Source organism: Synechococcus sp. TAK9802 (genome assembly GCF_014279535.1).
Classification (GTDB): domain Bacteria; phylum Cyanobacteriota; class Cyanobacteriia; order PCC-6307; family Cyanobiaceae; genus Parasynechococcus.
The window spans coordinates 1,914,430-1,940,872 of record NZ_CP047937.1 but is presented as its reverse complement, the minus strand read 5'-3'; the positions used below and the strand labels follow the sequence as shown (position 1 = coordinate 1,940,872).

The window sequence follows — 26,443 nt, the reverse complement described above, 5'->3', positions numbered from 1 at the left end:
TGGGATCATGCTAGTCCGGACGACCGGTCTGATCCTGCATAGTGGGCCGGTGAAATGGAACGAGATTTGAGCACGGCGCTGCAGCGCGCAATTGAGGCCGGGGATCAGGTGCTCACGGCCGAGGTGATGCCTCCCCGTGGAGCCGACCCCTCCCACATGTTGGCCATGGCCGCATCGCTGCAAGGCCGTGTCCATGCCGTGAATGTGACCGATGGCAGTCGGGCCGTGATGCGGATGAGCAGCCTGGCCTCCTGCAAGTTGCTGCTTGAGGCCGGTCTGGAGCCGGTGTTGCAGATGGCCTGCCGGGACCGCAACCGCATCGCCCTTCAGGCCGATCTGCTCGGGGCCCATGCCTTGGGGATCCGCAACCTGTTGTGTCTCACTGGCGATCCGGTGCGGGCGGGCGATCAGGCGGATGCTCGGCCGGTGAATGAGTTCGAGTCGGTGAAGCTTCTGCAGCAGGTGGATTCCCTCAATCGGGGTGTGGATCCCGTGCAGGGCACCCTGCCGGATGGGGCGACCACGCTGTTTGCCGGGTGTGCCGCCGACCCACAATCGAGGAGCTGGAGCGGTCTCCAGCGCCGGTTGCAACGCAAGCAGGCGGCAGGAGCCCGCTTCGTTCAAACCCAGATGGTGATGGACCCTGAAGCGCTCGAGCGCTTCCAGCACGAACTGGCCGGCCCCCTGGGTCTGCCCGTGCTCGCTGGCGTGTTTCTGCTGAAGTCAGCCAAGAATGCCCGATTCATCAACCGCGTTGTGCCGGGAGCCTGCATCCCCGATGCGTTGATCCATCGGCTGGAGTGCGCCGAGAATCCCGCCATGGAGGGTGTGGCCATCGCCGCTGAACAGGTGAAGCGTTATCTCGGCATCGTTCGTGGCGTTCACCTGATGGCGATCAAGGCGGAAGAGCGCATCCCGTTGATCCTGGATCGCGCCGGACTCAGCTCGCTGCCTGGGTGAGGTCGGTGCCGAGCAGCTCCGCCATGGCTTTCTGCTGCGGGGAAGGCTCCACAAGGTCCTGACGACGGGCGTCGGTGATCAGCCAGTCGAGCGAGGCCTCCTGCAGGTCGAAGTGATCACCGTCCTTGCCCACGCAGTAGCGGCCGAACACCAGCTTCTCGAGCAGCTGCACGCCGGGGCCGATGCGCGAGTAGTCGAAGATGATCGAGTTGTCGACCGTGGCGCCCTCACAGATGTGGCAGCTGGGGCCGATCATGGTGGGCCCAACGATCGTTGCGCCATCTTCGATTTTGGTCATGCCGCCCACGTAGACGGGTCCGGTGACGTTGATCTTGTCCCAGTTGGCGGCCACATTCAGACCGGTGTAAACCCCGGGACGCACCTCCTTGCCGGGGATGCCCACCTGACGGACGTCACCCATCAACACGCTGCGGATGGCTTGCCAGTAGTCGGGAACCTTGCCGATATCAACCCATTCGAAATCCATCGGGATGGCATAGAAGGGGGCACCGAGCTCGGCCAGTTTCGGGAACAGATCCGAGCCGATGTCGAAGGACTGACCCGAAGGGATGTGTTCAAAGATTTCCGGTTCAAAGATGTAGATGCCGGTGTTGATCGTGTCGCTGAGGGCTTCGTCGACGCTGGGCTTTTCCTGGAAGCTTGAAATTCTGTTCTGGTCATCGGTGACCACAACGCCGTAGCTGCTCACCTGATCCTTGGGGACCCTTTTGGTGACGAGGCTGGCGATCGCACCCTTCTCTTTGTGCAGGCGTACCGCTTCGCTGAGATCAAGGTCGATCAGCGCATCGCCGCAGAGCACTACGAAGGTGTCGTCAAAGAAGTGCTGGAAATCCTGGATTTTTTTGAGCCCGCCAGCAGACCCCAGGGCACTGCCGATCAGTTCGCCGTCTTCAATCCGTCCCTCAAAGCTGTAGGCAATTTCAACCCCGAAACGCTGGCCATCCCGGAAGTAATTTTCAATCTCTTCGGCCAGGTGGGAGACGTTCACCATCACCTCGGTGAAACCGTGCTCCTTGAGCAGTTCCAGCAGAAATTCCATCACCGGCTTCTGCAGGATAGGAATCATTGGCTTGGGGATCACATGGGTGATCGGTTGGACGCGCGTCCCCTTACCAGCCGCCAGAATCATAGCCTTCATTGGCGTTTGGTCGGGTCAATACAAGGTAGTGACCATAGACCCGGTCTTAGGCCGCCACGACCGTCCGGGTCGGCGACGGATCTGGCACCTGAAGGCTGCGGATCGGCAGTTGCCTTGCAGTGCCACTCGCGGGGATGAATTTCAGTCGCAGCGGTCCGTGGAGCCAACCCTCCTGCTTCAGCTCAACCCGTCCCTGGGAGGAGAGAAACAGCAGGGCCCAGAACACCCCGACCCGGTCACGGTCCAGGTCCGCCGCGGCGGCCACCTCCCACTGGTCCACCAGTTGATCGAAGCCCACCCAGTCCAGGGCGGTCTCCCAACCGTTCAGAAACACCCCCAGTGCTGCGGTTGTTTCCGGCAGCTTTTCGCGGTGGGCCAGTCCGGCCACCTGGGCGATGGCTTCACGGTTGCTGTAGCGCTTCTGCCGTTTGCGGCGGCGTGCCTCGAGTTCGTCTGATTCCAGCTGCTCGGCAATTGTTTCCAGCTGTTCGATCAGCTCCCCGAGGGTGACGGGCCGACGCAATGGCGGGGGTGCCACGGGTCGCCGCTGCAGATGACGTTCCGGCCGTCGGGGCAGATCAAAGGCCGGATCCAGCCAGCCTTGCTCATCGAAGTCGGCATCGAAGTGATCTTCGACTTCAGGCGGCGGCGGCAACATGCTGGTTTCAAGCATCTCCGCCTTGAGTCCCACAAGCACGGAGGCGGCCAGGAAGGCTTCGCTGCTATCAGCCAGGTCCCGTTCGTAGCTGCCGCCCCGTCCGGCCAGGGCGGCCGCCACCTGCCCGGGAACTTCGATGCGTTGCCGGAGTTGATCTAGAAAGCCGTCGATGACGGCAATCACATCCACATCCCAGGGATCGAGATCGCCCCGCTCCGCTGCGTCCTGCAGCAGCCGAATCGCAAGGCGGGCTCCAGCATCAGCGCCGTCGTTGGGGGCCACCTGGAGCAAGTCAATTCACCCTTTCCCGGCAAGGTATCGGTCCTCAACCGGTGTCGCCAGTGCTGCCTCAGGCCGCGCTGCTGGCGTCGGAGACCTCCGCCTGGTTGTTTTCGTCGCTCTCGGCACTGGTCGCGCTGACGGTGGTTGCGGGGAGGAGGCCCAGCTGGGTTTCAACGGTGGAGCGGTAGCGGCTGAGGTCGGTCTCCAGTTCCTGGATCCGCACCTGCTGTGCTTCGTATTCGTTCGCCTTGCTGAACTGTTCAACGTTGTTGAGCATCCCGGTCCAGGCGGCGAAGAACCAGGCCGACACGGCTCCCAACCCTGCTGCCAGCAGCAGCAGACCCGCCAAAGGCAGGGTGTACTCCACACCGGGCAACACGTGAACCGTCGTGGGGCTGGTGTTCGCCAGGGTGAAGAACACCGTGATCAGGCCGAAGCTGAAGATCAGGCCGAAGTTGATCTGACGCATGGCAGGGGAGCGTTCCCCTGGAACTTACGGACGGTTGGCTGGGAATGAATCGGAATCGATACGTGATTTATGACGCGCCTTTTATGACGCGCCCAGGCCGGGGGCCTGGATGACTGCTGGAACGGGCGCCTGACCTCGAATCAGGGGGGCCGTTGGTGAGATCACCTGTTCCATCGCACCCAGGTTTCGGTTCACCAGGGCTTCAATCGAGCTGCGGTAGCTGTCGGTCATCAGCTTGGGGTACAGCCCGATTCCGATGATCGGCACCAGTAGGCAGCCGATGATGTACACCTCGCGCGGCTCCGCATCCACCAGGTTGGTGTGGGAGACCAGCTCCTCTTTTTCCTTGCCGAAGAAGATCTCGCGAAGCATCGAGAGCAGATAGATCGGTGTGAGGATCACCCCGACGGCGGCCAGCCCGCAGATCACCACGCGGAAGGGCAGGGTGTAGGCCTCATCCGTGGCGAAACCAGCGAACACCATCAGTTCGCTCACGAACCCGCTCATGCCGGGCAGGGCCAGGGAGGCGAGGGCACACACCGTCCAGAGCGCGAACATGATGCGCATCTTCTGGCCAATGCCTCCCATCTCATCCAGCTGAAGCGTGTGGGTGCGGTCGTAGGTGGCACCCACGAGGAAGAACAGGCTGGCGCCAATCAAGCCGTGGCTGATCATCTGCAGCATGGCGCCACTGGTGCCCAGGGCACTGAAGCTGCCCACGCCGATCAGCACGAAGCCCATGTGGCTGATCGAGCTGTAGGCGATCTTTCGCTTGAGGTTGCGCTGGGCGAAGGAGGTGAGGGCGGCGTAAATGATGTTCACCACCCCCAGCACGATCAGCAGTGGGGCGAACTGAGAGTGGGCCGCTGGCAGCAGTTCACAGTTGAAGCGCAGCAGGGCATAGCCGCCCATCTTCAGCAGGATGCCGGCCAACAGCATGTGCACCGGTGCCGTTGCTTCGCCATGGGCATCCGGCAGCCAGGTGTGCAACGGCACGATCGGCAGCTTCACGCCGAAGGCGATCAGCAGACCGGCGTAGCAGAGCAGTTGAAAGCCCGTGCCGAAGTCTTTGGCTGCGAGAGCGGTGTACTCAAAACTGGGGGTACCGCCGCCGAAGAAGCCCATGGCCAGGGCGGCCAACAGGATGAACAGGGAGCTGCCGGCGGTGTAGAGGATGAATTTGGTTGCGGCGTATTGGCGTTTCTTGCCGCCCCAGATGGCCAGCAGCAGATACACAGGAATTAGTTCCAGCTCCCAGGCCAGGAAGAACAGCAGCATGTCCTGCACGGCGAACACAGCGATCTGGCCGCCGTCCATGGCCAGCAGCAGGAAATAAAACAGCCGCGGTTTGAAACTCACCGGCCATGCCGCCAGGCAGGCCAGGCTGGTGATGAAGCTGGTGAGCAGGATCAACGGCATCGAGAGCCCGTCGGCTCCCACCGCCCAGGTGAGGCCAAGATCCGGCAGCCAGCTCACCCGTTCGGACAGCTGCAGACCACTCAGGCTGGGGTCATAGCCGGTGAGGTAGGCCGCAACGGTGATCAGGAAGGTGATCAGCGTCACGATCAGGGCGTACCAGCGCACCTGTTTGCCCTCGCCTTTGTCTGGAACCAGCGGAACCAGCAGGGCACCCACAATCGGCACCAGGATCGACAGGCTCAGCCATGGAACGGTTGCCTGCACCGGATCGCTGAGTCCGGCGACTGCGAATTCGAACACGCTGATCCGATCCTCACTGGATGGATCGTAGAAATCATGGCCGCTGTGTCATCACCTCGATAGGCGATGACACACATGGACGATGGGCCTTAAGCGATTGGTCCGCCGATCACGCCAAACAGCACCACCAGGCCGATCACACCGGCAAACACAATCAGGGCATAGAACTGGGCCCGTCCGGTCTCGAGATATTTGAGACCTTCGCCGCTGCCGAGGGTGAGCAGTCCGGTGAGGTTCACCACGCCATCCACCACTTTGGCGTCCACCTCGAGCACCTCCCGCGCCAGTTTGCGGCTGCCGCGAACGAACAGCTTTTCGTTCAACACATCGAGATACCACTTGTTGGCGAGGAAGGCATTCACCGCCGGGAAGCGGCCGGCCACCAGCTGCCCCAGATCAATCCGACGCAGGGCATAGGCCAGAACAGCAAGGCTGATGCCGGCAACGGAGATGGCCACGGAGGCGCCTGCCAGGGGGAGAAACTCGCCCCAGCTGAACTGTTCGGCCATCTCGAGGGCTTCTTCCGGATTGAGAAGGCCCGCAAAGCGGCTGTTCCATGGGGTGCCCAAGAGGCCAATTAGGACGGAAGGCACCGCCAGCACCGCCAAGGGGGCCGCCATCGGCCAGGCCGACTCGTGCACGCTGCCGCCATGGGCGTGGTGCTCGGAAGGATCCTTGCCAGCCGCGGTCAGCAGCTGGGCCTGCATGGCGGTGTCATTGCCGCGGAACTCCCCTTCAAAGGTGAGGAAGTAGAGCCGGAACATGTAGAAGGCCGTCATCCCCGCGGTCAGGAAGCCCACCACCCAGAGCAGTGGGTAGCTGTTGAAGGCCTGACCAAGAATTTCGTCCTTGCTCCAGAAGCCGGCCAGGGGCGGAATGCCGCTGATGGCGATACAGCCGATGAAGAAGGTGATCGAGGTGACGGGCATTTTTTTGCGCAGGCCGCCCATCAGGCGCATGTCCTGGGCAAGAACGGGCTCGTGGCCCACCACCTCCTCCATGGCATGGATGACGGAGCCTGATCCCAGGAACAACATCGCCTTGAAGAAGGCATGAGTCACCAGGTGGAAGATGCCGGCGACAGGGGCACCGCAACCCATCGCCAGCATCATGTAGCCGAGCTGGGAGACGGTGCTGTACGCCAGACCTTTCTTGAGGTCCATCTGGGTGAGGGCGATGGAAGCCCCCAGGAAGCAGGTGATCGTGCCAACGACGGCGATCACGGTTTGAACGATGGGGAACTGGGCGTAGAGGGGATCAAGGCGGGCCACCAGGAACACCCCTGCGGCCACCATCGTTGCGGCGTGAATCAGCGCTGAAATCGGCGTCGGGCCCTCCATGGCATCGGGCAGCCAAACGTGGAGGGGGAACTGGGCCGACTTGGCCATCGGACCCATGAACACCAGCAGGCAGAGCAGCAGCGCTGCCCATGGGGCCACCGTTCCGGCGGCCAGGCCGTTCTGCAGACCATCGGCGATTCCCTGGAAATCGAAGCTCCCAGTGGCCCAGAACAGGCCAAGGATGCCCAGCAGCAGGCCGAAGTCACCAACCCGGTTCACCACGAAAGCCTTCTGAGCGGCGTGGGCGGCACCATCGCGGTCGTACCAGAAGCCCACCAGCAGGTAGGAGCACATACCCACCAGTTCCCAGAAGACGTAGATCTCCAGAAGATTGGGGCTGATGATCAGACCCAGCATGGAGCTGCTGAACAGCGCCAGGTAGGTGAAAAAGCGCACATAGCCCTTGTCATGGGCCATGTAGCCGTGGGAGTACACCAGCACCAGCAGGGCGATGGTGGTGACCAGCGCCAGCATCACCGCCCCAAGCGGATCCACCACGTAGCCCATCGGCAGAACGAAGCTGCCAGCACTGGCCCAGACGAACAGATGCTCAACGGGCGGAGCCCCATTGAGCTGGTTGAACAGGATGCTGTAGCTGAGGCTCGCAGCTGCGCCAACACAGGAGATCAACAGCAGCGCAACGGGTTTGCGCAACCGATTGATCGTGCGGTTGAAGCTGATCAATCCCAACCCGGTCAGCACTGCGCCGAACAGGGGCAGAACCGGAATGAGCCAGGCGAGTTCCTCGGCCGAGGGCATCCGCATAAAGGAGGTTGGAGCGAGTGTAGGCAGCTCAGCCCATCAGGTTCTGGAGTGCTGAATTGCGCATCAACTCGGCAGCCGTCGGAATGAAGCGATGGGCCCACCAGAACACGCCGACGGCGATGGCGATGCCCAGTTGCGCCGGTCGAACGAATTCCTGCCACTGCAACTTCTGGCGTCCATCCAGCACCGCTGCGAAGGGCACGATTGAGGTGCTGGCCTTGAGCTCGTCAAAGGCTTCGCCGAAGCGGGCCTTCAGGCGCCGGTCGCCATGCCAGACGGCGAAGAGGTGATGGCCGATCAAGCCCACGCAGGTCACCAGCATGAAGCTGCTGCCGATCCAGAGGGCGTGGGTGAGGCACCAGAGGATTTGCCCGATGGCCTGGGGATGGCGGCTGATGCGGATGATCCCCGTGGCGTAAAGACGCACCTGCGGTTTCAGCACCGCCGGGATCTCCAGCAGGTTGTAGGTGGCTGGATAGAGGAAGAGAAAACTGATGGCGGTTCCGATCCACACGAGCGGAATCACCCCAGGCACGCCCTGGAGATTCCAAAGCCGCACCCCGTCGTAGCGATGGGCCAGGAACCATCCGATCACCACCACGGCCGAGGGAATGCTGGCTGCCGCGAAGATCAGGCGCCAGGCCCGTGCTCCGATCACGGCCTCAGCCCGGCTGCGCAGGGCAGCACCACCGCTGTGAATCACGGCAAACAGGATCAGCAGCACCAGCATCACGACGCTGCTGTGGTGGGTGGAGGCCATGGCGGCTGCGTTGGAAGGGCGTGATTCTGGCTGTCGGACGTGGCGGTCCTAAATTTCTGGTGTTCCTCCGGGTGTTCCGCGGTGGCCGATCTGCCGTTCACCCTCGACCAGCTGCGGATCCTTCGCGCGATTGTCAGTGAGGGCAGCTTCAAGAAGGCAGCCGATAGTCTTTACGTCACCCAGCCCGCCGTCAGCCTTCAGATCCAGAACCTGGAGAAGCAGCTGGAGGTTTCGCTGTTTGATCGCGGCGGGCGCAAGGCGCAGCTCACTGAAGCTGGCCATCTGCTGCTGAGTTATTGCGACCGGATCCTCAGCCAGTGCCACGAAGCCTGTCGGGCCCTGGATGATCTCCACAACCTCAAAGGTGGGTCCCTGATCGTGGGGGCAAGCCAGACCACCGGCACCTATCTGATGCCCCGGATGATCGGCCTGTTCCGCCAGAAATATCCGGACGTGTCCGTGCAGCTCCAGGTTCACAGCACCAGACGCACGGGCTGGAGTGTGGCCAACGGTCAGATCGACTTGGCGATCATCGGTGGTGAATTGCCGGCGGAACTCAATGAACTGCTGCAGGTGGTGCCCTACGCCAGTGATGAGCTGGCGCTGGTGCTGCCGGTGAAGCACCCCTTGGCCCGACTGGCTGAACTCACCAAGGAAGACTTGTATCGACTGGGCTTCGTCTGCCTCGATGCGCAATCCACCACCCGGAAGATGGTTGACCAGCTTCTGGCACGCTCCGGCCTGGATGTGCAGCGCCTGCGCATCGATATGGAGCTGAATTCGCTGGAAGCCATCAAGAACGCCGTTCAGGCGGGCCTGGGCGCCGCCTTTGTCCCTGTGGTGTCGATCGAGCGGGAGTTATCGGCGGGCACGATTCACCGGCCCCAGGTGGCTGATCTGCAGGTGCGGCGCCAGCTCAAGTTGATCACCCATCCCGCCCGCTACTGCTCACGCGCCTCGGTGGCCTTCCGCAATGACGTTCTGCCCGTTTTTGCCAGCGCTGACAGCCCGATTCGTCAGGCAGCGAAGCTCGTGCCTGAAGCGATCGGGGAGCAACTGGTTCAGAACTGATCGGCCTCGGGTGTCACGCCCACAGCGTCATCTGCCACGCCTCGGGTGAGGAATTTGTTCTCACTGATGTCGGTTTGGTAGACGCAGCGCACCACGGGCTTGTCCCGAACAGAGCCGATGTAGGCAAAGGTGTTCATCCGTTGTTTGCACTCACGCTCCTGCTCGGCGGTGATGGCCCCCTCCTTGCGCAGCACCGACCAGTTCTCCCGACGGATCACACAACCCGGTTGCAGGGTTGGCTGGGTCACAAAGCTGCTGGAGGGGTTGAGCGTCGTGTACATCTCGATGTCCATGACGAAGGCGCTCGCCCCCCACTGGCGGCAGAACTCCGGGTCGGGAACGGCCATGTCCAGTTGCTGGGAGCTGGCGATGTTTCCCTGGTCTCCCGTCGTGGTGCTGGTGACAGCGCTGCCGATACCGATTCCCACCACGAGAACTCCTGCCAAGACGGCCACGGTGAGGGTGCTGAATTGAAAGCCGCCCTGGCCGCCTCCACCACCTGGTGGCGGGCCGGGAGGACGGCCGTATCCGCCCCGGGCTGGAGCGTCATAGCGGTCCCGCTCACCGCGGTTGTAGCGGCCATCACGCGGTCGGCGGCCGCCGCGGTCGTAGCGCGAGCCGGTCACAACAGTTCTGGGGTGCGGGGCAGGCCCATGGAGAAGTTCTGCACGCGGCCATCCGGGTTGTAGCTGAGTTCTCCGGCCTGGAGCAGTTGCCGGATGAATCCCTCCAGGTCTGTACCAATGCGGCGCAGGGTGTAGTCACTCAGTTCGCCACCGGCTGCGGCATCCACCAGTTCCTTGAAGCGTCCCTGCACCTTGGCGAGGCTGGCTGCATCCCAGAGAAATTCGTTGTCGGGATCCAGATCCAAGGTCAGTCGGTCATCCGAAGGAACCAGATCCTCCTCTTGAAGTGCTGCTGTGAACAGGCGCACGTGGCGGGTGGTGCACTTGAGAAGGGTGTCAGCCAAGACGCGCCCACGGGAAAGCTGACACGACTTTAAGAAGCGAACGGGGGTCAAGCCCTTTTAAGGTTGGTTTCACTTTCGAGACGGCCGCATGCGCGTCGCTATTGCCGGAGCTGGTCTTGCTGGACTCTCCTGTGCCAAATACCTGGCGGATGCCGGCCACACCCCCATCATTGTGGAAGCCAGGGATGTTCTCGGCGGCAAGGTGGCGGCCTGGAAAGACGAAGACGGCGACTGGTACGAAACCGGCCTGCACATCTTCTTCGGGGCCTACCCGAACATGCTGCAGCTGTTCAAGGAGCTGAACATCGAAGACCGGCTGCAGTGGAAGAGCCATTCGATGATCTTCAACCAACCCGAGGAGCCCGGCACCTACAGCCGCTTTGATTTCCCTGATCTGCCGGCACCTGTGAATGGTGTGGCGGCGATCCTGGGCAACAACGACATGCTCACCTGGCCGGAGAAGATCAGCTTCGGCCTGGGACTGGTCCCCGCCATGCTCCGGGGTCAGGGGTATGTCGAGGAGTGCGACAAGTATTCCTGGACGGAGTGGCTGCGGATCCACAACATCCCAGAGCGGGTGAATGATGAGGTGTTCATCGCCATGAGCAAGGCGCTGAATTTCATCGATCCCGATGAGATCTCCGCCACCGTGGTGCTCACGGCCCTGAACCGCTTCCTGCAGGAGAAGAACGGCTCCCAGATGGCGTTCCTGGATGGCGCACCGCCGGAGCGCCTCTGCCAGCCGGTGGTCGAGCACATCGAATCACTGGGTGGTGAGGTGCATCTCGACAGCCCCCTGCGTGAGATCAAGCTCAATCCCGATGGTTCTGTGGCGGCCTTCCACATCGGTGGCGTGAAGGGCAAGGAAAGCTTCGACCTCACCGCTGATGCCTACGTCAGTGCCTTGCCGGTGGATCCCTTCAAGCTGCTGCTGCCCGAGCCCTGGAAGCAGATGGAAGTGTTCCAGAAGTTGGATGGCCTCCGGGGTGTCCCTGTGATCAACCTGCACCTCTGGTTCGATCGCAAGCTCACCGACATCGACCATCTGTTGTTCAGCCGCTCCCCTCTGCTCAGCGTGTATGCCGACATGAGCATCACCTGCAGGGAGTACGAAGATCCCGACAAGTCGATGCTTGAGCTGGTTTTTGCTCCTGCTAAAGACTGGATCGGCCGCCCCGATGAGGAGATCATCGAGGCCACCATGGGCGAGCTCAAGAAGCTGTTCCCGATGCACTTCAGTGGCGACAACCCCGCCACCCTGCGCAAATACAAGGTCGTGAAGACGCCGTTGTCCGTTTACAAGACGACTCCCGGCTGCCAGGAGCTTCGCCCGGATCAGACCACCCCGATAAAGAACTTCTTCCTCGCGGGCGATTACACCATGCAGCGCTATCTCGCCTCGATGGAGGGTGCTGTTCTCAGCGGCAAGCTCTGCGCCAGTGCGGTGGACCGCAAGACAGGTCAGCTGGCATCATCGACCTCTTCCAGTGAGCCTGTGACGGCCTGAGCCATGCCCCTCGCCTCCCCGGATCTCGACGCAGCCTTTGAGGCCTGCCGTCGGGAAACCGCCGAGTGGGCCAAGACGTTCTATATAGGCACCTTGCTTCTCCCTCCGGAGAAGCGGCGTGCCATCTGGGCGATCTATGTGTGGTGCCGGCGCACGGATGAGTTGATGGACAGTCCGGAGGCCCAGGCGCGTCCGGTGGAGGAGCTTGCAGAGCGGCTCGACCGTTGGGAAGAGAAGACCCGTGCTGTTTTTGAGGGTCGGGTGGAGGACGACCTGGATGCGGTGATGGTCGACACCCTGGAGCGCTTTCCCCAGGGCATTCAGCCTTACCTCGACATGATCGAGGGCCAGCGGATGGACCTCACCTGGACCCGCTACCCTCGCTTTGAAGACCTCAAGCTCTACTGCTATCGCGTAGCAGGCACCGTTGGCCTGATGACCCAGGGGGTGATGGGCGTCGACCAGGCCTACACCTCAGCCCCCTGGAGCGACTGTCCGGACACCTCCGATGCTGCCGTCGCCCTGGGGATCGCCAACCAACTCACCAACATCCTTCGGGATGTGGGGGAAGACCGGGGCCGTGGTCGTATCTATCTGCCCCAGGAAGATCTCGAGCGGTTCGGTTATTCAGAGGAGGAGCTGATGGCCGGAATCCTCAATAACGCCTGGCGTGCGTTGATGCGCTTCCAGCTGGAGCGGGCTCGCGATTGGTATGCCCGCTCCGAAGCCGGAGTCCGTTGGCTGTCCGCCGATGCGCGCTGGCCGGTGTGGACGTCGTTGCGCTTGTACCGCGGCATCCTGGATGAAATTGAACGGGTCGATTACGACGTGTTCAATCACCGTGCCTATGTGGCCAAGGTCAACAAGCTGCTTGATCTGCCCCGTTCATTCCTGTTGGCGCAGTCACGCTAAAAACCCCTGCCGGGATGACCGGCAGGGGTGGAGTTGATCTTCTTTTTCCCTTGATGAGATCAGCGACGGATTAAACCGCCGTCTTCTGGTTGGCCAGCAGATCCTTGAGCTTGGACAATTCGCCGGCCCAGCGGGGGTCTGGAGCGCCTTCGCTCTTCGCATCGCTGTGGACCACCTTGTTCACAGCCTTGCGGGCGACTTGAGGTTGGCCGGCTGCATTGGGAGCTCCACGACGGTTGCCGCCAGCATTGTTGTCGCGACGCTCGGAGCGCTCGACCCGCAGGGCACTGCCACCGAACTCCTTGCCGTTGAGAGTTTCGATCACGGCGTCGGCCAGTTTCGGATCGTCCACGTTGGCGAAGCCGAAACCGCGGCATGCACCGGTTTCGCGGTCGAGAACAGACTTGAACCGAATCCCTTCTCCCACCGACTTGAGCAGAGCCACCAGCTCCTGTTCTTCAAAGGTCTGCGGCAGGTTGCCGATGTACAGGCGGATGCTCATGAAGGAAAGGAAATGCGATCTGTCGGTGTCTGACCGTCATCATTGACACCAGGAAAGTTAATCACAGAGCCTCGCTTTCACGGGTCAAGAAATGTTGGGCCTCCTTCAGTGCCTCGCTTGGGGTCTGGATGCGTCCAAAGGCATGTTCAAGCTTCAGATGATGCAGCAGGCGTCCGAGACGGGGGCCGGGTTCGACCTCCAGGGCCGTCAGCAGGCCATTGCCGTCGACCGGGGTTCTGGGGTGGAAAAGAGGGTCCTCGGCGTTGCGCCATCGACGCAGCCAGATTTCTTTTTCGGGCATGGGCAGTTGCAGGGCCAGGGCGGGGAGATCCCCCTCGAGCTCCTCATGCAATTGCAGTCGATCGCTCTCGGGTAGCGCGTCCGGTGCCTGGCCGGTGCGTTGCTGCCAGCTCCGCAGCCGTTTGCAGCGCTGGCGCAGGGCGCGACTGGCGCGAAGTTGGCTGAGGCCCTCATCGCTCACCAGGGCCGTCAGCCGCGCCAGGGGCACTGCTTCTGCGGCTTCCTCGCTGGTCAGGCCATCGATGTTGCCGGGCGTGGGAGGTTGCCCTCCGGCCGCCCAGGGATGCAGCAACGGCAGGCTTGTGAGGGCTGCCATCGCGGCGTCAGCGTGTTCGCCCCGCACCAGGCGCTGCAGCTCCGCCAGGATTCGCTCCGGTGCCGCTTCCGGAAGCCGTGCGGCGTGGCGCTCAATCCACGCCATGGTCTGGCTAGACATGGTGAGAGGGATTTCCGCCATCAGCCGCAATCCCCGCAGCAACCGCAGAGGGTCGTCGATGAGGTTGGCTTCCGAGACGGCGGTCAGGCAGCCCTGCTGAAGGTCGCTCAGTCCCCCTGTGGGGTCCCACAGCTCTCCCCAGGGCTGGAGCGACACGGCGATGGCATTGAGCCGGTAGTCGCGCCGCCAGAGGTCGTCTTCGATGCGGTCTCCGTCCTGTCGGGCGATGTCGACCGTCCAGCCCCCAAGCACCAGCCGAGCAATGCTCCGTTCCGCGTCCAGCACCACACACGTGCCATGGAGCTCCTGGGCCAGGGCCTTGGTCAGAGCGATGGCATCGGATGGGACCACCAGGTCAAGATCCGGCTGTTCCTGGAGACGGTCCAGCAAGCCATCCCGCACGGCGCCACCCACCAGCGCCGTGCCCTCCGGAAGCCGTGCCAGGGGGAGAGGCCATTGGGCTGGAGCCAGTCGCTCTCGCAGCTGGTCAAGCAATACGTTGCCGGAGCCTTGGGCCATCAGAATGGGGGGAGTGAACGGCCTCGGGAGGCATGTGCATCTGCGTGGATTGCAGCTGGGTCGACCGTTGTCAGGCCTATCACGCAGTTGAGCGTCAGCATGGTGTTCCGCATCTAGCCCAGGCCCCGGATTTTGAGCCAGACGCGCCCCGCATCCACGTGTCGGTGATGGATCTCCCCGATGGCCAGGCCGGGATTGAGTGGGATGTGCGTTCCTGCTCCAGCTTCAAGGCGGATCCAGGCCGGTGGCAGCGTTGCCGTCCTGGACAGGAGCTGCCCCGATGACGGCTCCACCGCTGCTGCTTGCCCTGCACAGCTGTTCCGACTGCTTTGGCATGGCGCTGCTGGATCCTCAGCAGCCTGGGGCAGAGCCCCTGGTGCAGGCTCATCCGGATGGCCGGGGCCTCTCCAACAGCTTGATTTCGCGGGTTCAGGCGCTCCTCCCTCCTGAGCGTTGGCCCCAGTTGCAGGGCCTTGCCGTCGCGACGGGACCCGGCGGCTTCACCGGCACCCGCCTCACGGTGGTGATGGCCCGCACCCTGGCGCAACAGCTGGATTGCCCCCTGCTGGGGGTGAGCAGCTATGCCCTGATGGCCCCACGCCTGGAGCGGCAACTGCCCCAAGCCATGCAGGGGGAACCGTTCTGGATCACCCAGGAGTTGCCCCGGCGCGGGGTGGTGGGTGGTCAGTACCGGATCACGGCCGGGCAGGTTCACGAACTCAGCCTGCCGACCTTGCTGCCTCAGGGGGCATCACCCAAGCCTGCTGTTGAGGTGCAGCTGGATGTGGAAGCGGATGTGGCGCGGCTCCTGCAGCTGTTGCAGCGCAGCCATGCCGCCAGGGCTGCAATGCCCTGGGCTGAGGTGCTGCCGATCTACCCCACGTCACCTGTTGGACAGGTTTGATGGCGGGCGTGCGTACAGGGCTACTGCTGGGAGCTGGTTTGATGGCCTGGCTGTTGGGGCCCGGCCCGCTGTCGCCCTATCGGCGGGCTCTGTTGGATCGCAGCCCGCCCCAGCTGGTGCTGGTGCTCGGGGGTGATGTGGACAGGGAACGAATGGGTGCCCGGTTGGCACGTCAGCTCGATCTACCCCTGCTGGTGAGCGGCGGCAGCAACCGTGAGTACGCCGAATGGATGCTCAGTGAGGAGCGCTTCAATCCCGACCGCGTCACCCTGGATTACCGGGCCCGTGACACCCTCAGCAATTTCACGTCTGTGGTGGATGAGCTGCAGGCGGATGGTGTTCGCCACGTGCTGCTGGTGACCAGCGAAGACCACCTGCCCCGCTCTATGGCGGTGGGCCAGGTGGTGGCCGGCAGTCGCGGAATTCAGCTCACCGGCGTTCCCGTGGCCTGCCGCGAGGACTGCACCCAGGAGGGACGCCTCAAGCAATGGAGTGATTGGCTTCGTGCGGTGGCGTGGGTGATGACCGGTCGCGACCTCAGGGATGCTGCGGACCCTGATCCAGCAGAGCGTTGATGCGTTCCTGCAGCAGAGCGGTGGTGGCATCCAGATCAGGCCTGCGGCGACTGGCCGGGGCTGGAATGGGGTCGCCGATGCGCAGCTGAATCGGCACAAGGCGCGGCCAGCTGCGCCCGCTGCCCAAGGCGCGGTGGCTGTTGCAGATGGCCACCGGCAGCAGCGGGGCTCCCGTGCGAGCCGCAAGCAGGGCCGCTCCGGGGAGTGGGTTGTTGATCCGGCCGTCGTTCTGTCGGGTGCCGTCCAGGAACACCCCCGTTGCCCAGCCTTCTTCGAGTCGAGCCGTTGCGGTGCGGATCGCTTCACGATCGCTGGCACCTCGCCGCACGGGATAAGCACCACAGGCCCGGATCAAGCGCCCCAGCAACGGGATGCTGAACAGTTCTGCCTTAGCCATGAAGGCCACGGGGCGTCCCAGGGCATGGCCCAGCAAGGGCGGGTCCAGGTGCGAACCATGGTTGGCCACCACCACAAGGGGGCCTTGCATGGGCACTCGGTTGTTCCCGGAGGTCGATCCGCGGAACAGCAAGCGGAAGACCGGGAACACCAGCAGGCTGCTGACCAGCCGGTAGGTGAGGCTCGGCTTGGGGGTGCGGACGAGGCTGGATTGACTCACTGTCCGAGGTCTCCAGCCCCGGAGATCTGGGCGGTGGTGACCCCGCTCATGCTGCGTTTGGCCAGGCCGCTGAGCACGTTGCCCGGACCGATTTCCACCAGGGTGTTCACACCGCTGTCGGTCATCGCTGCCATGGTTTCGCGCCAGCGCACACCGGTGGTCATCTGCTGCTTCAGGCGCTGTTTGAGCTCGTCCGCACTGGTGCTGGCGCTGGCGGCGCTGTTGCTGAGTACTGGAACGCGGGCATCCAGGAAGGGCACGTTGTCCAGCTCGGCGGCGAAGCGTTCAGCCGCCTCCGCCATGAACGGGGAGTGGAAGGCTCCGGAGACGGCCAGGGGGATGGCGCGTTTGCATTTCAGGGCTCCACTCACGCGTTCCACGGCCTCTGGAGAGCCAGAGATCACCACCTGCGCATCGCTGTTGTCGTTGGCGATGCTGACGCCGTCCGTGGCGGCCACCAGATCGTCCAGCTGAGCGCGATCGAAGCCGATCACGGCCGTCATGGCGCCGCCCCCGGCGTTCGCCATCAGTTCTGAGCGGGTTTTCATCAGCTGCAGACCGGTCTCCAGCCCAAATACCCCTGCGCTGTACAGAGCAACCAGCTCGCCCAGGCTGTGGCCGGCCACCAGCGCAGGCTCGCGGCCCTGCTGCTGAAGGTTGTCGGCCAGCACCGATTCGATCACAAACAGGGCGGGCTGGGTGTTGCGGGTGTCGTTGAGGTCATCCAGGCCATCACCACCGCCGCTTTCCCCTTGGCAGATCGCCAGCAGATCACGCCCCAGCAGCTCGGAGGCCATGGCGAAACGCTCGCGGCTGCCTTCGATGCTGAGCAGCGCTTCTGCCATGCCCACTTTTTGAGAGCCCTGACCGGGAAAGACCCAGGCGATCGTCATTGCTGTGTTCTGCAGACCGTGCCGGAGATTAGGCGGGCCCGCTCCAGCGGAAGAGGGCTGCACCCCAGCTCAATCCCGCTCCGAATCCACTGCTGGCGATGCGGTGGCCGGGTTGGATGCGGCCATCCCGCACGGCTTCATCCAGCATCAGGGGAATGGTGGCCGCCGAGGTGTTGCCGTAGTGGGCCAGGTTGCTGAGCACTTTTTCGGAGGGCACCGAGAAGCGATCCGCCACGGCATCAAGGATGCGCTGGTTGGCTTGATGCAGCAGCAGCCAATCCAGGCAATCTGCGGCAACACCACCCTGTGCAAGCAGCTTCTCGAGAATCGCCGGCACCTCGCGCACCGCGAATTTGTAGACCTCCTGACCGTTCATCTGGATGGGGTCGAAGCCGCCGCATTGATGGCTGGCGTCCCCCACCAGGGGCTGGCGCTGGTTCACCTGGGGCAGCTGGAGCACTTCGCCGCGGCTGCCATCGGAGCGCAACAGGAATCCGTCGAGATCGTCCTGGCCGTTCTCTGAGGCCTCCAGCACCACGGCACCGGCCGCGTCACCGAAGAGAACGCAGGAGCGGCGATCGTCCCAGTTCACCCAGCGGCTGAGTTGATCGGCTCCCACCACGAGGATGCGGCGCATCGCCCCGCTGCGCAGATACTGGGCGGCGGTCACAACCGCGAAGAGAAAGCCGCTGCAGGCAGCGGTGAGATCAAAGGCCGCGGCATGGGTGGCGCCGAGGCGCGCCTGCAGCCTTGGGGCCGAACCGAACAGGTCGTCTGGGGTGGAGGTGGCCAACAGGATGAGATCGAGGCTGTCGGCCGACCAACCGGCCATCTCCAAGGCGCGTTCCGCCGCCAACCCGCTCAGTTCCGCCAGGGATTCGTCGCTGTTGACCACCCGTCGCGCGGCAATGCCTGTGCGACTGCGGATCCATTCGTCACTCGTCTCAACCCGCTGGCCCAGCTCTGCGTTGCTGATCGAGCGGCTGGGCGTCGCGCTGCCAGACCCTCGGAACAACACCCCCCTGGTTGTGCTGAGCGGCTCGACCAAGACGGAGGTTGATTGACGTCGCGTCAGTCAATCACAACCCTGTTGCAGCGTGGCGAGATCCTCCATCACCCCATGGCTGGCTGCGGAGTGGGCAATTCGCAGGGCACTGACCACTGAGAGGGCCTTGCTGCTGCCGTGGCCGATCACGGAAATGCCGTTCACGCCCAGAAGCAGGGCACCACCGTGTTCGGCATGGTCGAGCCGCTTCTTGATGCGCTTCAGGTTGCTGCGCAGAAACGCTGATCCCACCTTGCCGCGACGCCCTCGGGGCAGCTCCGCCCGCAGCACCCCCAGCAGAACACTGCCGACGGACTCCAGGAACTTCAGCAGCACATTGCCGGTGAATCCATCGCAGACCACCACATCGAAGTCGCCCGAAAGCACATCCCGGCCTTCGCAGTTGCCGGCGAAGTGGAGCCTGGATTCGTCCCGCAGCAATTCGTGGGTCCTCAAGGAGAGATCGTTCCCCTTGCACTCCTCCTCGCCAATGTTCAGCAGGCCGATGCGTGGCCGTTTCACCTGCAGCACATCCCGGCTGTAGATGTTCCCCAGCAGGGCGAACTGGTGCAAGTAGGTGGGCTTGCAGTCCATGTTGGCGCCCACATCGAGCACCAACACCGGCTTGCCTGGATCCTTGGTGGGGAACAGAGCACCGATGGCGGGGCGGTCGATGCCCTTCAGCCGTCCCAGCCGAAAAATCGCCGAGGCCATCACCGCCCCGGAATTGCCGGCGGAGTACACCGCCTCGGCCTCGCCTTTCTTCACGAGGTCCATGGCCACATTGATGCTGGCGTCCCGTTTGCGCCGCACCGCCGTGGCTTCGTCATCCATGCCGATGGAGGGCCCGCTGGCCACCAGGTCCAGATGTCCTGCCGCACGCGCACTCTCCAAGGCTTCGCGTAGCCCGAGGCTGGTGGCGGCAGCCATCACCCTGTCGATCTCCCCCACGAAGCGGATCTTCAGCGGCAGCCGGTCAATGGCGTCCAGGCATCCCTCCAGGATCGGCCCCGGCGCATGGTCACCGCCCATGCCATCGACGGCCACCCAGAGGCGCTCTGCATCGTCGATCTCATCGGCATCGGTGCCCCCCTGCAGCCAGCGCAGGGGATCAAACCCCAGCGGTTGGAGCACGCTGCTGGCCACCGTGCCTGCTCCGGAGACAACGGTTTCGGCCACGTTGCCGGCCATCGAACCCGCGGCCGTTGCTGAGCTTGCAGCTCCATCAACGATGGTTGTGACGGCGGCATTGCGCCGATACCAAATCACCAGGCGACGGATCGCCCGAGGACGGTTTGTTTTATGCCGCGGCTGAGGGGCCGGGGTGGGATCAGGGTCCTTCGGAGGCAACGGAATCGACGATGCGCTGGAACAGGTAGCCGGTGCCCCGAGCTGTGAGGATCAACTCGGGATTGGCAGGATCATCCTCCAATTTGGAGCGCAGACGGGAGATATGAACATCAACCACCCGGGTGTCCACATGGCGCTCCGGGGTGTAGCCCCACACCTCTTTGAGGATTTCGCCGCGGTTGAACGGCTCGCCGGAACGGCTCACCAGCAGTTCCAACAGGCTGAATTCCATCCCCGTTAGGCGGATGCGTTCATCGCCGCGGAACACCTGGCGTTTGTTGGTGTCGATGCGCAGGTCGCTGACCTGGATGACGCCGGAGTTGGGAATGCCCGCCACCTGCTCCTTGTCGACCCGGCGCAGCACGCAGCGGATGCGGGCTTCCAGCTCCTTCGGGCTGAAGGGCTTCACCACATAGTCATCGGCACCGAGCTCAAGCCCGGTGATGCGGTCAGCCACGTCGCCGAGGGCCGTCAGCATCACGATGGGAACGTCGGATTCCTTGCGCAGCTCCTGGCAGACGCCATAGCCGTCCAGCTTTGGCATCCTCACGTCCAGCACCACCAGGTCGGGGGTGCAGGTGGGGAACAATTCCAGGGCTTCGGTGCCGTCGCAGGCGGTTACGACGTTGTATCCGATCATGGATAGACGGGTTTCCAGGATCCGTCGGATTGATGCCTCGTCGTCGACCACGAGGATCGTTTCCTTGGTGGGAGCCGTGGCCGTCATGGGCACCGAGGCGTTAGTCACTTCTCGCCACAAATAAAAGGGCAGCCCCCCGGTCTGTTCATTCAACGGCAACTTTCTTCACAGTTCGCAGTGCCCAAATCCACCGCTGTTTTCATCTGTCAGGTCTGTGGAGCCCGTGCCCGACAGTTTTTCGGCCGTTGCCCGGAGTGCGGAAGCTGGAATTCGCTGGTGGAGCAATCCCAGCCCGCCGACGATGGCCGTCGCCGCCGCAGTGCTCCGGATCCGGAGCAGGCCGCTGCCCCGCGGCGCTCCACGGCCATGGCCTCGCTGGAGGATCAGCCGCTGCAGCGGCTGGCGACAGGGTCGGCGGAATTTGACCGCGTTCTGGGTGGGGGCCTGGTTCCCGGTTCGCTGGTGCTGGTGGGAGGTGATCCGGGCATCGGCAAGAGCACATTGCTGCTGCAGAGCGCCTCGGCCATGGCGGCCGGTGCATCCGTGCTCTATGTGAGTGCTGAGGAATCAGCGCAGCAGGTGAAGCTGCGCTGGCAGCGGCTTGCCGGGGGGGCATCGGAGCTGCAGTTGCTGGCCGAAACCGATCTGGAACTGGTGCTGGAGGAGCTGGAGGCCCTTCGCCCCGCTGTGGCGATCATCGACAGCATTCAGGCGTTGCATGACGCCAACCTCACCAGTGCGCCGGGGTCCGTCGGTCAGGTGCGTGAATGTGCGGCTGCCCTGCAACGGCTGGCGAAACGCCAGAACATCTCGTTGTTGTTGGTGGGCCACGTCACCAAAGAAGGCATGTTGGCCGGCCCGAAGGTGTTGGAACACCTCGTGGACGCGGTGCTCACCTTCGAGGGAGACCGCTTCGCCAGTCATCGCCTGCTGCGGGCCGTCAAGAACCGCTTCGGTGCCACCCATGAGTTGGGTTTGTTTGAGATGCAAAGCGGTGGCCTGGCCGAGGTGGGCAACCCCAGTGAGCTGTTCCTCAGCGATGCCCGCGCCTCCGGTGTCGCCACGATCGTGGCCTGTGAGGGCACGCGCTCGTTGGTGGTGGATCTGCAGGCCTTGGTGAACGTCACCAGCTATGCCAGTCCGCGACGCACGGCGACAGGGATCGGCACCAACCGTCTGCACCAGATCCTCGCGGTGCTGGAGAAGCACATGGGACTGCCGCTCTCCCGCTTCGACTGCTATCTGGCCGTGGCCGGTGGCCTGGAGGTGGAGGAGCCTGCGGCGGATCTGGGGGTCGCTGCAGCGGTAGTTGCCAGCTTCAGAGATCTCACCCTGCCTGCGGGCACGGTGTTGATCGGCGAGCTTGGTTTGGGGGGGCAGTTGCGCCCTGTAGGTCAGCTGGAGCTTCGGCTGCAGGAAGCGGCCCGGCTGGGCTTCCAGCGGGCCGTCGTCCCCCGGGGCAGTGGCCTGGGCGATCTGGCTTCGGGTTTGGATCTCGCTCTTCTGGAGGCCGACAGCGTCACCGAAGCCCTGGTGCTGGCGCTCGGTGATGCCGTGCAGCCCGACCAGGACTGATTCAGAAGTAAACGTCCACGTTGCTGCGGCCCGTGGACTTCAGCCAGTTCTCGATGTCCAGATAACCGCCGGGATTGAGGCGCACGGCCTGGGTCCAGACGTCAGCGGCCTGGTCGAACCAGCGATCCGCTGCGTCCTGCTCACCGCCTTCCTCGGCGATGCGGCCCCACTTCTCGTAAATCAGCCCCATGTTCTTCAGGCAGGAGGGCTGGTTCGGGTTTTCCTCGAGCGCCTTGCGGTAGGTCTCGATCGCCCGCTCCTCCTCGCCGTTGGACATGTAGATGATGGCCATGTTCTTGAGGGTTTCGCTCCGGTCGGTGGAGTTCTCCTCGAGCTTCAGGGCCTCCTCGTAGTTCTCCAGCGCTTCGGCGTAGTCGCCATCGTTCTGGGCGGAGAGGCCATCCCTGTAATAGACGTAGGCCTCCTTGGAGCGGGCATTGATCGGCAACAACTTGACGATCAGGTCCGCCATCACCGTGAAGCTCTTGTCAATGAAGTTGTCGTTGCGGTTGCTGCGGGGCACGGCGCTCCGGCGGACGGACCCCCATCCTGACGGGACCGGAGCCCGACCTAGCCTGCTCGTAAAGATCCCTGTTGCGTAAACACCTGTGAGCCCTTCGGTTCAGACCGTCGTCCTGGATGTGGAAGGGATGAAATGCGGCGGTTGCGTCCGCGCTGTGGAAACCACCCTGCTGGATCAGCCCGGTGTTCAGCGCGCCGATGTGAATCTGGTCAGCCGCTCGGCCTGGCTCGATCTCACTGCCGGTGAGAGTGATGTGGATGGTGTCTTGAAAGCCCTTGCAGACAGAGGCTTTCCGGCCAAGGAGCGTTCCCTGGATGCCCCGATCGGAGCGGCGGCTGCCGGGCAGGCGCTGCCGGGCTGGTGGCAGCAATGGCGACAGCTGATGGTGGCCCTGGTGCTGCTGTTGCTGTCGGTGCTGGGGCATCTCAGCGAGGCCGGTCACCTGTCGCTTCCCTTGATCGGCAGCCTGCCTTTCCACGCCACGTTGGCCACGGTGGCTCTGCTGGGGCCGGGCCGTCCGATCCTGGTGGGTGGTGTTGCGGCTGCTCGCGCAGGGGCCCCCAGCATGGATTCCCTCGTGGGCCTGGGGGTGAGCAGTGCCTATGTGGCCAGCCTGGTGGCCTTGGTTTGGCCCCAGGTGGGTTGGCCCTGCTTTTTCAATGAACCGGTGATGTTGCTGGGATTCGTCCTGCTGGGACGTTTCCTCGAGGAACGGGCCCGTTTCCGGACCGGTCAGGCCCTGCAGCAACTGGCTGAGCTCCAGCCGGACACGGCGCGCCTGCTGTTGAGCGACGGGGCGATTCGTGAGGTGCGCGTTGGTGCTCTCAGGCCCGGTGAAACCGTGCAGTTGCTGGCCGGTGACCGCATTCCGGTGGATGGGGTGGTGCTTGAGGGGGCCTCAGCCGTTGATGTGTCCAGCCTCACCGGTGAGCCCTTGCCACTGCAGGCGGAGCCCGGCACGGAGTTGTCCTCCGGCAGCCTCAATCTGGAGTCAACCCTGGCGTTGAAGGTCACCCGTGTCGGTGCCGAAACCGCCCTGGCCCGGATCATTCGTCTGGTGGAGCAGGCCCAGGCCCGTCGGGCCCCCATCCAGGGCCTGGCCGATCGTGTGGCAGGCCGTTTTTGCTATGGCGTGATCGGCCTGGCCCTCGCGACCTTTCTGTTCTGGTGGTTGTTCGGCGCTGAACACTGGCCTGAGGTTCTGCAGGCGTCAGCCCCTGGGATGCCCATGACCCATGCGATGTCCCATGGGATGGACCATGGCCATGGGATGCATCACGGCGGCTTGGGCAGTGGAGCCAGCACCCCGATGGGTCTGGCCCTGCAACTGTCAATCGCTGTGCTGGTGGTCGCCTGTCCCTGTGCCCTGGGTCTGGCGACCCCCACTGTGATCACGGTGGCCACCGGCTTGGCAGCACGGCGCGGCTGGCTGTTCCGCGGTGGTGATGTGATCGAAACAGCCGCCGGTTTGGACCATGTGGTCTTCGACAAGACCGGCACACTCACCTTGGGTCGTCCCCTCGTGACCGATGTGTACGGGAATGACCCGGATCATTTGTTGCAGCTCGCGGCCAGCCTGGAGCAAAGCAGCCGCCATCCCTTGGCCTACGCCCTGCTGCAGGAGGCCCAGCGCCGGGAGCTCGCGCTTCTGGACTGCGAGGACGTTCGCACCGTCTCCGGCCAGGGCCTGGAGGGCCACGTAGACGGTGCATCGGCTCAGGTGCGTGCTGGCAAGCCCGACTGGTTGGAGGAGCAGGGTGTTGCCATCGCCCCCGCCGCCCAGGACTGGCTCTCTACCGCTGAAGGCTCGGTGGTGGCTGTTGCTGTGGGAGCTGTCCTGGTGGGCCTGGTGCAGATCGAGGATCAGCTGCGCCCGGATGTTGCCCCGGCATTGCAACGCCTGCGTTCTCACGGTCTGGCGCTTTCGGTGTTCAGTGGTGATCGGCAGGCGGCTGTGCAGCGCCTTGGTCAGCAGCTTGGCTTTGCCGCCAAGGATCTGGGCTGGCAGATGCTGCCGGAGCAGAAGCTGCAGCGCCTCGAGCAGCTGCGGCAGGCCGAGCGGGTGGCCATGGTGGGCGATGGCATCAACGATGCGCCGGCCCTGGCCGCGGCTGATCTTGGGATTGCCATTGGCACTGGAACTCAGATCGCGCAGGACTCCGCTGGTCTGGTGTTGCTCGGCGATCGGCTCGACAACCTGCCCGAAGCCCTCAGCCTGGCGCGCCGCACCCTGGTGAAGGTGCGGCAGAACCTGTTCTGGGCCTTCGGTTACAACCTGATTGTTCTTCCGGTGGCCGCCGGTGCCTTGCTCCCCAGCCATGGGGTGCTGCTGTCGCCCCCATTGGCGGCGCTGTTGATGGCCCTGAGTTCGATCACGGTGGTGCTCAATGCCCTGGCTCTTCGCTTGCCATGACAGGTCGCTTCATTGTTCTGGAGGGCATCGATGGCTGCGGCAAGTCCACGCAGATCCAGCATCTGGTCGAGTGGTTGCCCAACAGCGGTCTGATGCCGAAGGGTGCTGCTGTGGTCTGCACCTGTGAGCCCGGAGGCACTCCTCTGGGGCGCTCGATCCGTGAACTCCTGCTGCACACGGCAGACCAGGAGGCACCAGCTCCCACCGCTGAATTGTTGCTGTATGCCGCCGATCGGGCTCAGCATGTTGAAACGCTGATCCGTCCTGCGCTGGAACGTGGTGATTGGGTGATCAGCGATCGTTTCTCGGGATCAACCCTTGCCTATCAAGGCTATGGCCGTGGGTTGGATCAGGACTTGATTCAGCGGCTCGAAGGGATCGCCACCACGGGGCTGCAGCCCGATCTCACCCTCTGGCTGCGCCTTTCCGTTCAAGAGAGCCTGCAGCGCCGTCTCGGGGACAAAGAGGACCGCATCGAAGCCGAGGGCGCCGCATTTCTGGAGCGGGTTGCACAGGGTTTTGCCGCGTTGGCCCAGCAGCGCTCCTGGTGCGCCGTCGCTGCAGATCAGTCAGCCAGCGCCGTTCGTGCTGCTCTGGAACGTCAGCTTCAGGAGCATCTGGCTTGAGCGCGCTGTTTGGGGATCTGATCGGCCAGCCCCTCGCCGTTGATCTGCTTTCGGCGGCCCTGGCCCAGGGCCGTGTGGCCCCGGCCTATCTCTTTGCAGGCCCTGAAGGGGTGGGACGTCAGTTGGCGGCGGTGCGTTTTCTGGAGGGACTGCTGGCCGATGGTCAGCCCTCGGCCCGGGAACGTCGACGCCTGCTGGAACGCAATCACCCCGACCTGCTCTGGGTGGCACCCACCTATCAGCATCAGGGCCGTTTGCTGACCCGCGCTGAAGCCGAGGAGGCGGGGCTCAGCCGCCGCACTCCGCCCCAGTTGCGCTTGGAGCAGATCCGCGACATCGGACGCTGTCTTGCCCGGCAGCCGGTGGAGGCGAAGCGCGGGATGGTTGTAATTGAGGCTGCTGAGGCGATGGCAGAAGCTGCGGCCAATGCCCTGTTGAAAACGCTGGAGGAACCCGGCCATGGGGTTCTGATTCTGTTGACCTCAGCCCCCGAGCGGTTGCTCAGCACAATTCGCTCCCGCTGTCAGTTGATCCGTTTCCTTCGGCTCAACCCCGAGGCCATGGCTCAGGTGCTCGAGCGCACCGGTGCAACCTCTCAAGATGCTCCGGAACTTCTGGCCTTGGCTGCCGGGTCTCCAGGCGCCCTGATCGACCATCGCCGCAGCCTGGCTGGTCTGCCCGAGGAGTTGGTTCAGCGCCTCGATTCGCTTCCCGCCACTCCCATGGAGGCACTTTCGTTGGCACGCGATCTCTGCGAAGCCCTCGATGGCGAGCAGCAGCTGTGGTTGATTGGCTGGTGGCAACACCGGCTTTGGCGCTCCGGCAGTTCTGCCTCAAGCCTCAAGCGCTTGGACACGCTGCGCGGCCAGCTGCTTTCGTTCGTTCAGCCGCGATTGGCCTGGGAGGTGGCGCTGCTCGATCTCACACCATCAGTCTCTTAGGTGCACGTCGGCG

27 protein-coding genes are annotated in these 26,443 nt (G+C 63.6%); 11 read left to right on the top strand and 16 right to left on the bottom strand.

Annotated elements, in window-relative coordinates:
- Nucleotides 1-54: 54 nt before the first annotated feature.
- Nucleotides 55-960 (top strand): methylenetetrahydrofolate reductase, encoded by a 906-nt coding sequence (locus SynTAK9802_RS11200; RefSeq protein ID WP_115131243.1) that lies wholly within the window; start codon nucleotides 55-57, stop codon nucleotides 958-960.
- Here SynTAK9802_RS11200 and SynTAK9802_RS11195 read toward each other — a convergent pair.
- The 6 genes from SynTAK9802_RS11195 to SynTAK9802_RS11170 all read right to left on the bottom strand — a co-directional run bounded on the left by SynTAK9802_RS11195 (nucleotide 941) and on the right by SynTAK9802_RS11170 (nucleotide 8,112).
- Nucleotides 941-2,119, bottom strand: a complete 1,179-nt coding sequence (locus SynTAK9802_RS11195; protein ID WP_115009929.1) for an NDP-sugar synthase — start codon at nucleotides 2,117-2,119, stop codon at nucleotides 941-943. The genes SynTAK9802_RS11200 and SynTAK9802_RS11195 overlap by 20 nt on opposite strands.
- Before the next feature lie 46 nt (nucleotides 2,120-2,165).
- Nucleotides 2,166-3,068 (bottom strand): segregation/condensation protein A, encoded by a 903-nt coding sequence (locus SynTAK9802_RS11190; RefSeq protein WP_186496294.1) that lies wholly within the window; start codon nucleotides 3,066-3,068, stop codon nucleotides 2,166-2,168.
- 58 nt (nucleotides 3,069-3,126) lie between these two features.
- Complete coding sequence (locus tag SynTAK9802_RS11185; RefSeq protein WP_186496292.1) at nucleotides 3,127-3,528, bottom strand: lipopolysaccharide assembly protein LapA domain-containing protein; 402 nt, start codon at nucleotides 3,526-3,528, stop codon at nucleotides 3,127-3,129.
- 81 nt (nucleotides 3,529-3,609) lie between these two features.
- Nucleotides 3,610-5,247, bottom strand: a complete 1,638-nt coding sequence (locus tag SynTAK9802_RS11180) for an NAD(P)H-quinone oxidoreductase subunit 4 (RefSeq protein ID WP_186496290.1) — start codon at nucleotides 5,245-5,247, stop codon at nucleotides 3,610-3,612.
- Between the two features lie 89 nt (nucleotides 5,248-5,336).
- Entirely contained in the window at nucleotides 5,337-7,346 is a 2,010-nt protein-coding gene (locus SynTAK9802_RS11175; protein ID WP_186498214.1) for an NAD(P)H-quinone oxidoreductase subunit 5, read from the bottom strand.
- Nucleotides 7,347-7,380: 34 nt separating this feature from the next.
- Nucleotides 7,381-8,112 (bottom strand): NnrU family protein, encoded by a 732-nt coding sequence (locus SynTAK9802_RS11170; protein ID WP_186496288.1) that lies wholly within the window; start codon nucleotides 8,110-8,112, stop codon nucleotides 7,381-7,383.
- Nucleotides 8,113-8,193: 81 nt separating this feature from the next.
- Here SynTAK9802_RS11170 and SynTAK9802_RS11165 point away from each other — a divergent pair, with 81 nt between their 5' ends.
- Nucleotides 8,194-9,183 carry a LysR family transcriptional regulator gene (locus SynTAK9802_RS11165; protein WP_186496286.1) on the top strand — a complete coding sequence of 330 codons (990 nt, stop codon included), beginning with the start codon at nucleotides 8,194-8,196 and terminating at the stop codon, nucleotides 9,181-9,183.
- Here SynTAK9802_RS11165 and SynTAK9802_RS11160 read toward each other — a convergent pair.
- Complete coding sequence (locus SynTAK9802_RS11160) at nucleotides 9,174-9,809, bottom strand: DUF3172 domain-containing protein (RefSeq protein WP_186496284.1); 636 nt, start codon at nucleotides 9,807-9,809, stop codon at nucleotides 9,174-9,176. The two genes, SynTAK9802_RS11165 and SynTAK9802_RS11160, sit on opposite strands and share 10 nt — an antisense overlap.
- Nucleotides 9,806-10,153 carry an NAD(P)H-quinone oxidoreductase subunit M gene (locus tag SynTAK9802_RS11155; protein ID WP_186496282.1) on the bottom strand — a complete coding sequence of 116 codons (348 nt, stop codon included), beginning with the start codon at nucleotides 10,151-10,153 and terminating at the stop codon, nucleotides 9,806-9,808. Before SynTAK9802_RS11155 ends, SynTAK9802_RS11160 begins: the two co-directional genes overlap by 4 nt.
- 88 nt (nucleotides 10,154-10,241) lie before the next feature.
- Here SynTAK9802_RS11155 and pds point away from each other — a divergent pair, with 88 nt between their 5' ends.
- Entirely contained in the window at nucleotides 10,242-11,660 is a 1,419-nt protein-coding gene (pds, locus tag SynTAK9802_RS11150; RefSeq protein ID WP_186496280.1) for a 15-cis-phytoene desaturase, read from the top strand.
- Nucleotides 11,661-11,663: 3 nt separating this feature from the next.
- Entirely contained in the window at nucleotides 11,664-12,572 is a 909-nt protein-coding gene (locus SynTAK9802_RS11145) for a phytoene synthase (RefSeq protein WP_186496278.1), read from the top strand.
- A 70-nt stretch (nucleotides 12,573-12,642) separates the two neighbouring features.
- Here SynTAK9802_RS11145 and SynTAK9802_RS11140 read toward each other — a convergent pair whose 3' ends face one another.
- The gene (locus tag SynTAK9802_RS11140; RefSeq protein ID WP_186496276.1) at nucleotides 12,643-13,074 is read right to left on the bottom strand and encodes an RNA-binding protein; all 432 of its coding nucleotides are present in this window, start codon (nucleotides 13,072-13,074) and stop codon (nucleotides 12,643-12,645) included.
- A gap of 61 nt (nucleotides 13,075-13,135) precedes the next feature.
- Nucleotides 13,136-14,329 carry a CCA tRNA nucleotidyltransferase gene (locus tag SynTAK9802_RS11135; RefSeq protein ID WP_186496274.1) on the bottom strand — a complete coding sequence of 398 codons (1,194 nt, stop codon included), beginning with the start codon at nucleotides 14,327-14,329 and terminating at the stop codon, nucleotides 13,136-13,138.
- Nucleotides 14,330-14,361: 32 nt separating this feature from the next.
- On the opposite strand from SynTAK9802_RS11135, the gene SynTAK9802_RS11130 reads away from it, so the two are divergent.
- Genes SynTAK9802_RS11130 through SynTAK9802_RS11120 form a run of 3 tightly spaced genes read left to right on the top strand, consistent with a single transcriptional unit; the run spans nucleotide 14,362 to nucleotide 15,808 of the window.
- Entirely contained in the window at nucleotides 14,362-14,613 is a 252-nt protein-coding gene (locus SynTAK9802_RS11130; RefSeq protein ID WP_115131232.1) for a Ycf34 family protein, read from the top strand.
- A complete protein-coding gene (gene tsaB / locus SynTAK9802_RS11125) occupies nucleotides 14,610-15,233 on the top strand; it encodes a tRNA (adenosine(37)-N6)-threonylcarbamoyltransferase complex dimerization subunit type 1 TsaB (protein WP_186496272.1) in 624 nt (207 codons plus the stop codon). The genes SynTAK9802_RS11130 and tsaB overlap by 4 nt, the downstream gene beginning before the upstream one ends.
- A complete protein-coding gene (locus tag SynTAK9802_RS11120) occupies nucleotides 15,233-15,808 on the top strand; it encodes a YdcF family protein (protein WP_115081171.1) in 576 nt (191 codons plus the stop codon). Before tsaB ends, SynTAK9802_RS11120 begins: the two co-directional genes overlap by 1 nt.
- On the opposite strand, the gene SynTAK9802_RS11115 is transcribed toward SynTAK9802_RS11120, so the two are convergent.
- From SynTAK9802_RS11115 to rpaB, 5 genes are read right to left on the bottom strand one after another with little or no spacing between them, the layout of a single operon-like run.
- On the bottom strand, nucleotides 15,771-16,424 hold the full coding sequence (locus SynTAK9802_RS11115) for a 1-acyl-sn-glycerol-3-phosphate acyltransferase (protein ID WP_115081170.1): 654 nt from the start codon (nucleotides 16,422-16,424) through the stop codon (nucleotides 15,771-15,773). The genes SynTAK9802_RS11120 and SynTAK9802_RS11115 overlap by 38 nt on opposite strands.
- On the bottom strand, nucleotides 16,421-17,317 hold the full coding sequence (fabD, locus tag SynTAK9802_RS11110; protein ID WP_186496270.1) for an ACP S-malonyltransferase: 897 nt from the start codon (nucleotides 17,315-17,317) through the stop codon (nucleotides 16,421-16,423). Before fabD ends, SynTAK9802_RS11115 begins: the two co-directional genes overlap by 4 nt.
- Before the next feature lie 28 nt (nucleotides 17,318-17,345).
- Nucleotides 17,346-18,365 (bottom strand): beta-ketoacyl-ACP synthase III, encoded by a 1,020-nt coding sequence (locus SynTAK9802_RS11105; RefSeq protein ID WP_186496268.1) that lies wholly within the window; start codon nucleotides 18,363-18,365, stop codon nucleotides 17,346-17,348.
- A 27-nt stretch (nucleotides 18,366-18,392) separates the two neighbouring features.
- Complete coding sequence (plsX, locus tag SynTAK9802_RS11100) at nucleotides 18,393-19,712, bottom strand: phosphate acyltransferase PlsX (RefSeq protein ID WP_186496267.1); 1,320 nt, start codon at nucleotides 19,710-19,712, stop codon at nucleotides 18,393-18,395.
- Complete coding sequence (rpaB, locus tag SynTAK9802_RS11095) at nucleotides 19,693-20,439, bottom strand: response regulator transcription factor RpaB (protein WP_186496266.1); 747 nt, start codon at nucleotides 20,437-20,439, stop codon at nucleotides 19,693-19,695. Before rpaB ends, plsX begins: the two co-directional genes overlap by 20 nt.
- Nucleotides 20,440-20,529: 90 nt before the next feature.
- Between rpaB and radA the strand changes: the two genes are divergently transcribed.
- The gene (gene radA / locus SynTAK9802_RS11090; RefSeq protein WP_006851231.1) at nucleotides 20,530-21,927 is read left to right on the top strand and encodes a DNA repair protein RadA; all 1,398 of its coding nucleotides are present in this window, start codon (nucleotides 20,530-20,532) and stop codon (nucleotides 21,925-21,927) included.
- A 1-nt stretch (nucleotide 21,928) separates the two neighbouring features.
- On the opposite strand, the gene SynTAK9802_RS11085 is transcribed toward radA, so the two are convergent.
- Nucleotides 21,929-22,450 (bottom strand): photosystem I assembly protein Ycf3, encoded by a 522-nt coding sequence (locus tag SynTAK9802_RS11085; RefSeq protein WP_006849793.1) that lies wholly within the window; start codon nucleotides 22,448-22,450, stop codon nucleotides 21,929-21,931.
- Between the two features lie 85 nt (nucleotides 22,451-22,535).
- On the opposite strand from SynTAK9802_RS11085, the gene SynTAK9802_RS11080 reads away from it, so the two are divergent.
- The 3 genes from SynTAK9802_RS11080 to SynTAK9802_RS11070 are packed head-to-tail and all read left to right on the top strand — an operon-like array spanning nucleotide 22,536 to nucleotide 26,430.
- Entirely contained in the window at nucleotides 22,536-24,863 is a 2,328-nt protein-coding gene (locus SynTAK9802_RS11080) for a cation-translocating P-type ATPase (protein ID WP_186496265.1), read from the top strand.
- Nucleotides 24,860-25,489 (top strand): dTMP kinase, encoded by a 630-nt coding sequence (gene tmk / locus SynTAK9802_RS11075; RefSeq protein WP_186496264.1) that lies wholly within the window; start codon nucleotides 24,860-24,862, stop codon nucleotides 25,487-25,489. Before SynTAK9802_RS11080 ends, tmk begins: the two co-directional genes overlap by 4 nt.
- Entirely contained in the window at nucleotides 25,486-26,430 is a 945-nt protein-coding gene (locus SynTAK9802_RS11070; protein WP_186496263.1) for a DNA polymerase III subunit delta', read from the top strand. Before tmk ends, SynTAK9802_RS11070 begins: the two co-directional genes overlap by 4 nt.
- Nucleotides 26,431-26,443 lie beyond the last annotated feature (13 nt).

Coding starts and splice junctions, on each gene's coding strand:
- SynTAK9802_RS11200 (WP_115131243.1), top strand. CDS start 55: ATGGAACGAGATTTGAGCACGGCGCTGCAGCGCGCAATTGAGGCCGGG.
- SynTAK9802_RS11195 (WP_115009929.1), bottom strand. CDS start 2,119: ATGAAGGCTATGATTCTGGCGGCTGGTAAGGGGACGCGCGTCCAACCG.
- SynTAK9802_RS11185 (WP_186496292.1), bottom strand. CDS start 3,528: ATGCGTCAGATCAACTTCGGCCTGATCTTCAGCTTCGGCCTGATCACG.
- SynTAK9802_RS11175 (WP_186498214.1), bottom strand. CDS start 7,346: ATGCCCTCGGCCGAGGAACTCGCCTGGCTCATTCCGGTTCTGCCCCTG.
- SynTAK9802_RS11170 (WP_186496288.1), bottom strand. CDS start 8,112: ATGGCCTCCACCCACCACAGCAGCGTCGTGATGCTGGTGCTGCTGATC.
- pds (WP_186496280.1), top strand. CDS start 10,242: ATGCGCGTCGCTATTGCCGGAGCTGGTCTTGCTGGACTCTCCTGTGCC.
- SynTAK9802_RS11145 (WP_186496278.1), top strand. CDS start 11,664: ATGCCCCTCGCCTCCCCGGATCTCGACGCAGCCTTTGAGGCCTGCCGT.
- SynTAK9802_RS11140 (WP_186496276.1), bottom strand. CDS start 13,074: ATGAGCATCCGCCTGTACATCGGCAACCTGCCGCAGACCTTTGAAGAA.
- SynTAK9802_RS11135 (WP_186496274.1), bottom strand. CDS start 14,329: ATGGCCCAAGGCTCCGGCAACGTATTGCTTGACCAGCTGCGAGAGCGA.
- SynTAK9802_RS11130 (WP_115131232.1), top strand. CDS start 14,362: ATGTGCATCTGCGTGGATTGCAGCTGGGTCGACCGTTGTCAGGCCTAT.
- tsaB (WP_186496272.1), top strand. CDS start 14,610: ATGACGGCTCCACCGCTGCTGCTTGCCCTGCACAGCTGTTCCGACTGC.
- SynTAK9802_RS11120 (WP_115081171.1), top strand. CDS start 15,233: ATGGCGGGCGTGCGTACAGGGCTACTGCTGGGAGCTGGTTTGATGGCC.
- fabD (WP_186496270.1), bottom strand. CDS start 17,317: ATGACGATCGCCTGGGTCTTTCCCGGTCAGGGCTCTCAAAAAGTGGGC.
- rpaB (WP_186496266.1), bottom strand. CDS start 20,439: ATGACGGCCACGGCTCCCACCAAGGAAACGATCCTCGTGGTCGACGAC.
- tmk (WP_186496264.1), top strand. CDS start 24,860: ATGACAGGTCGCTTCATTGTTCTGGAGGGCATCGATGGCTGCGGCAAG.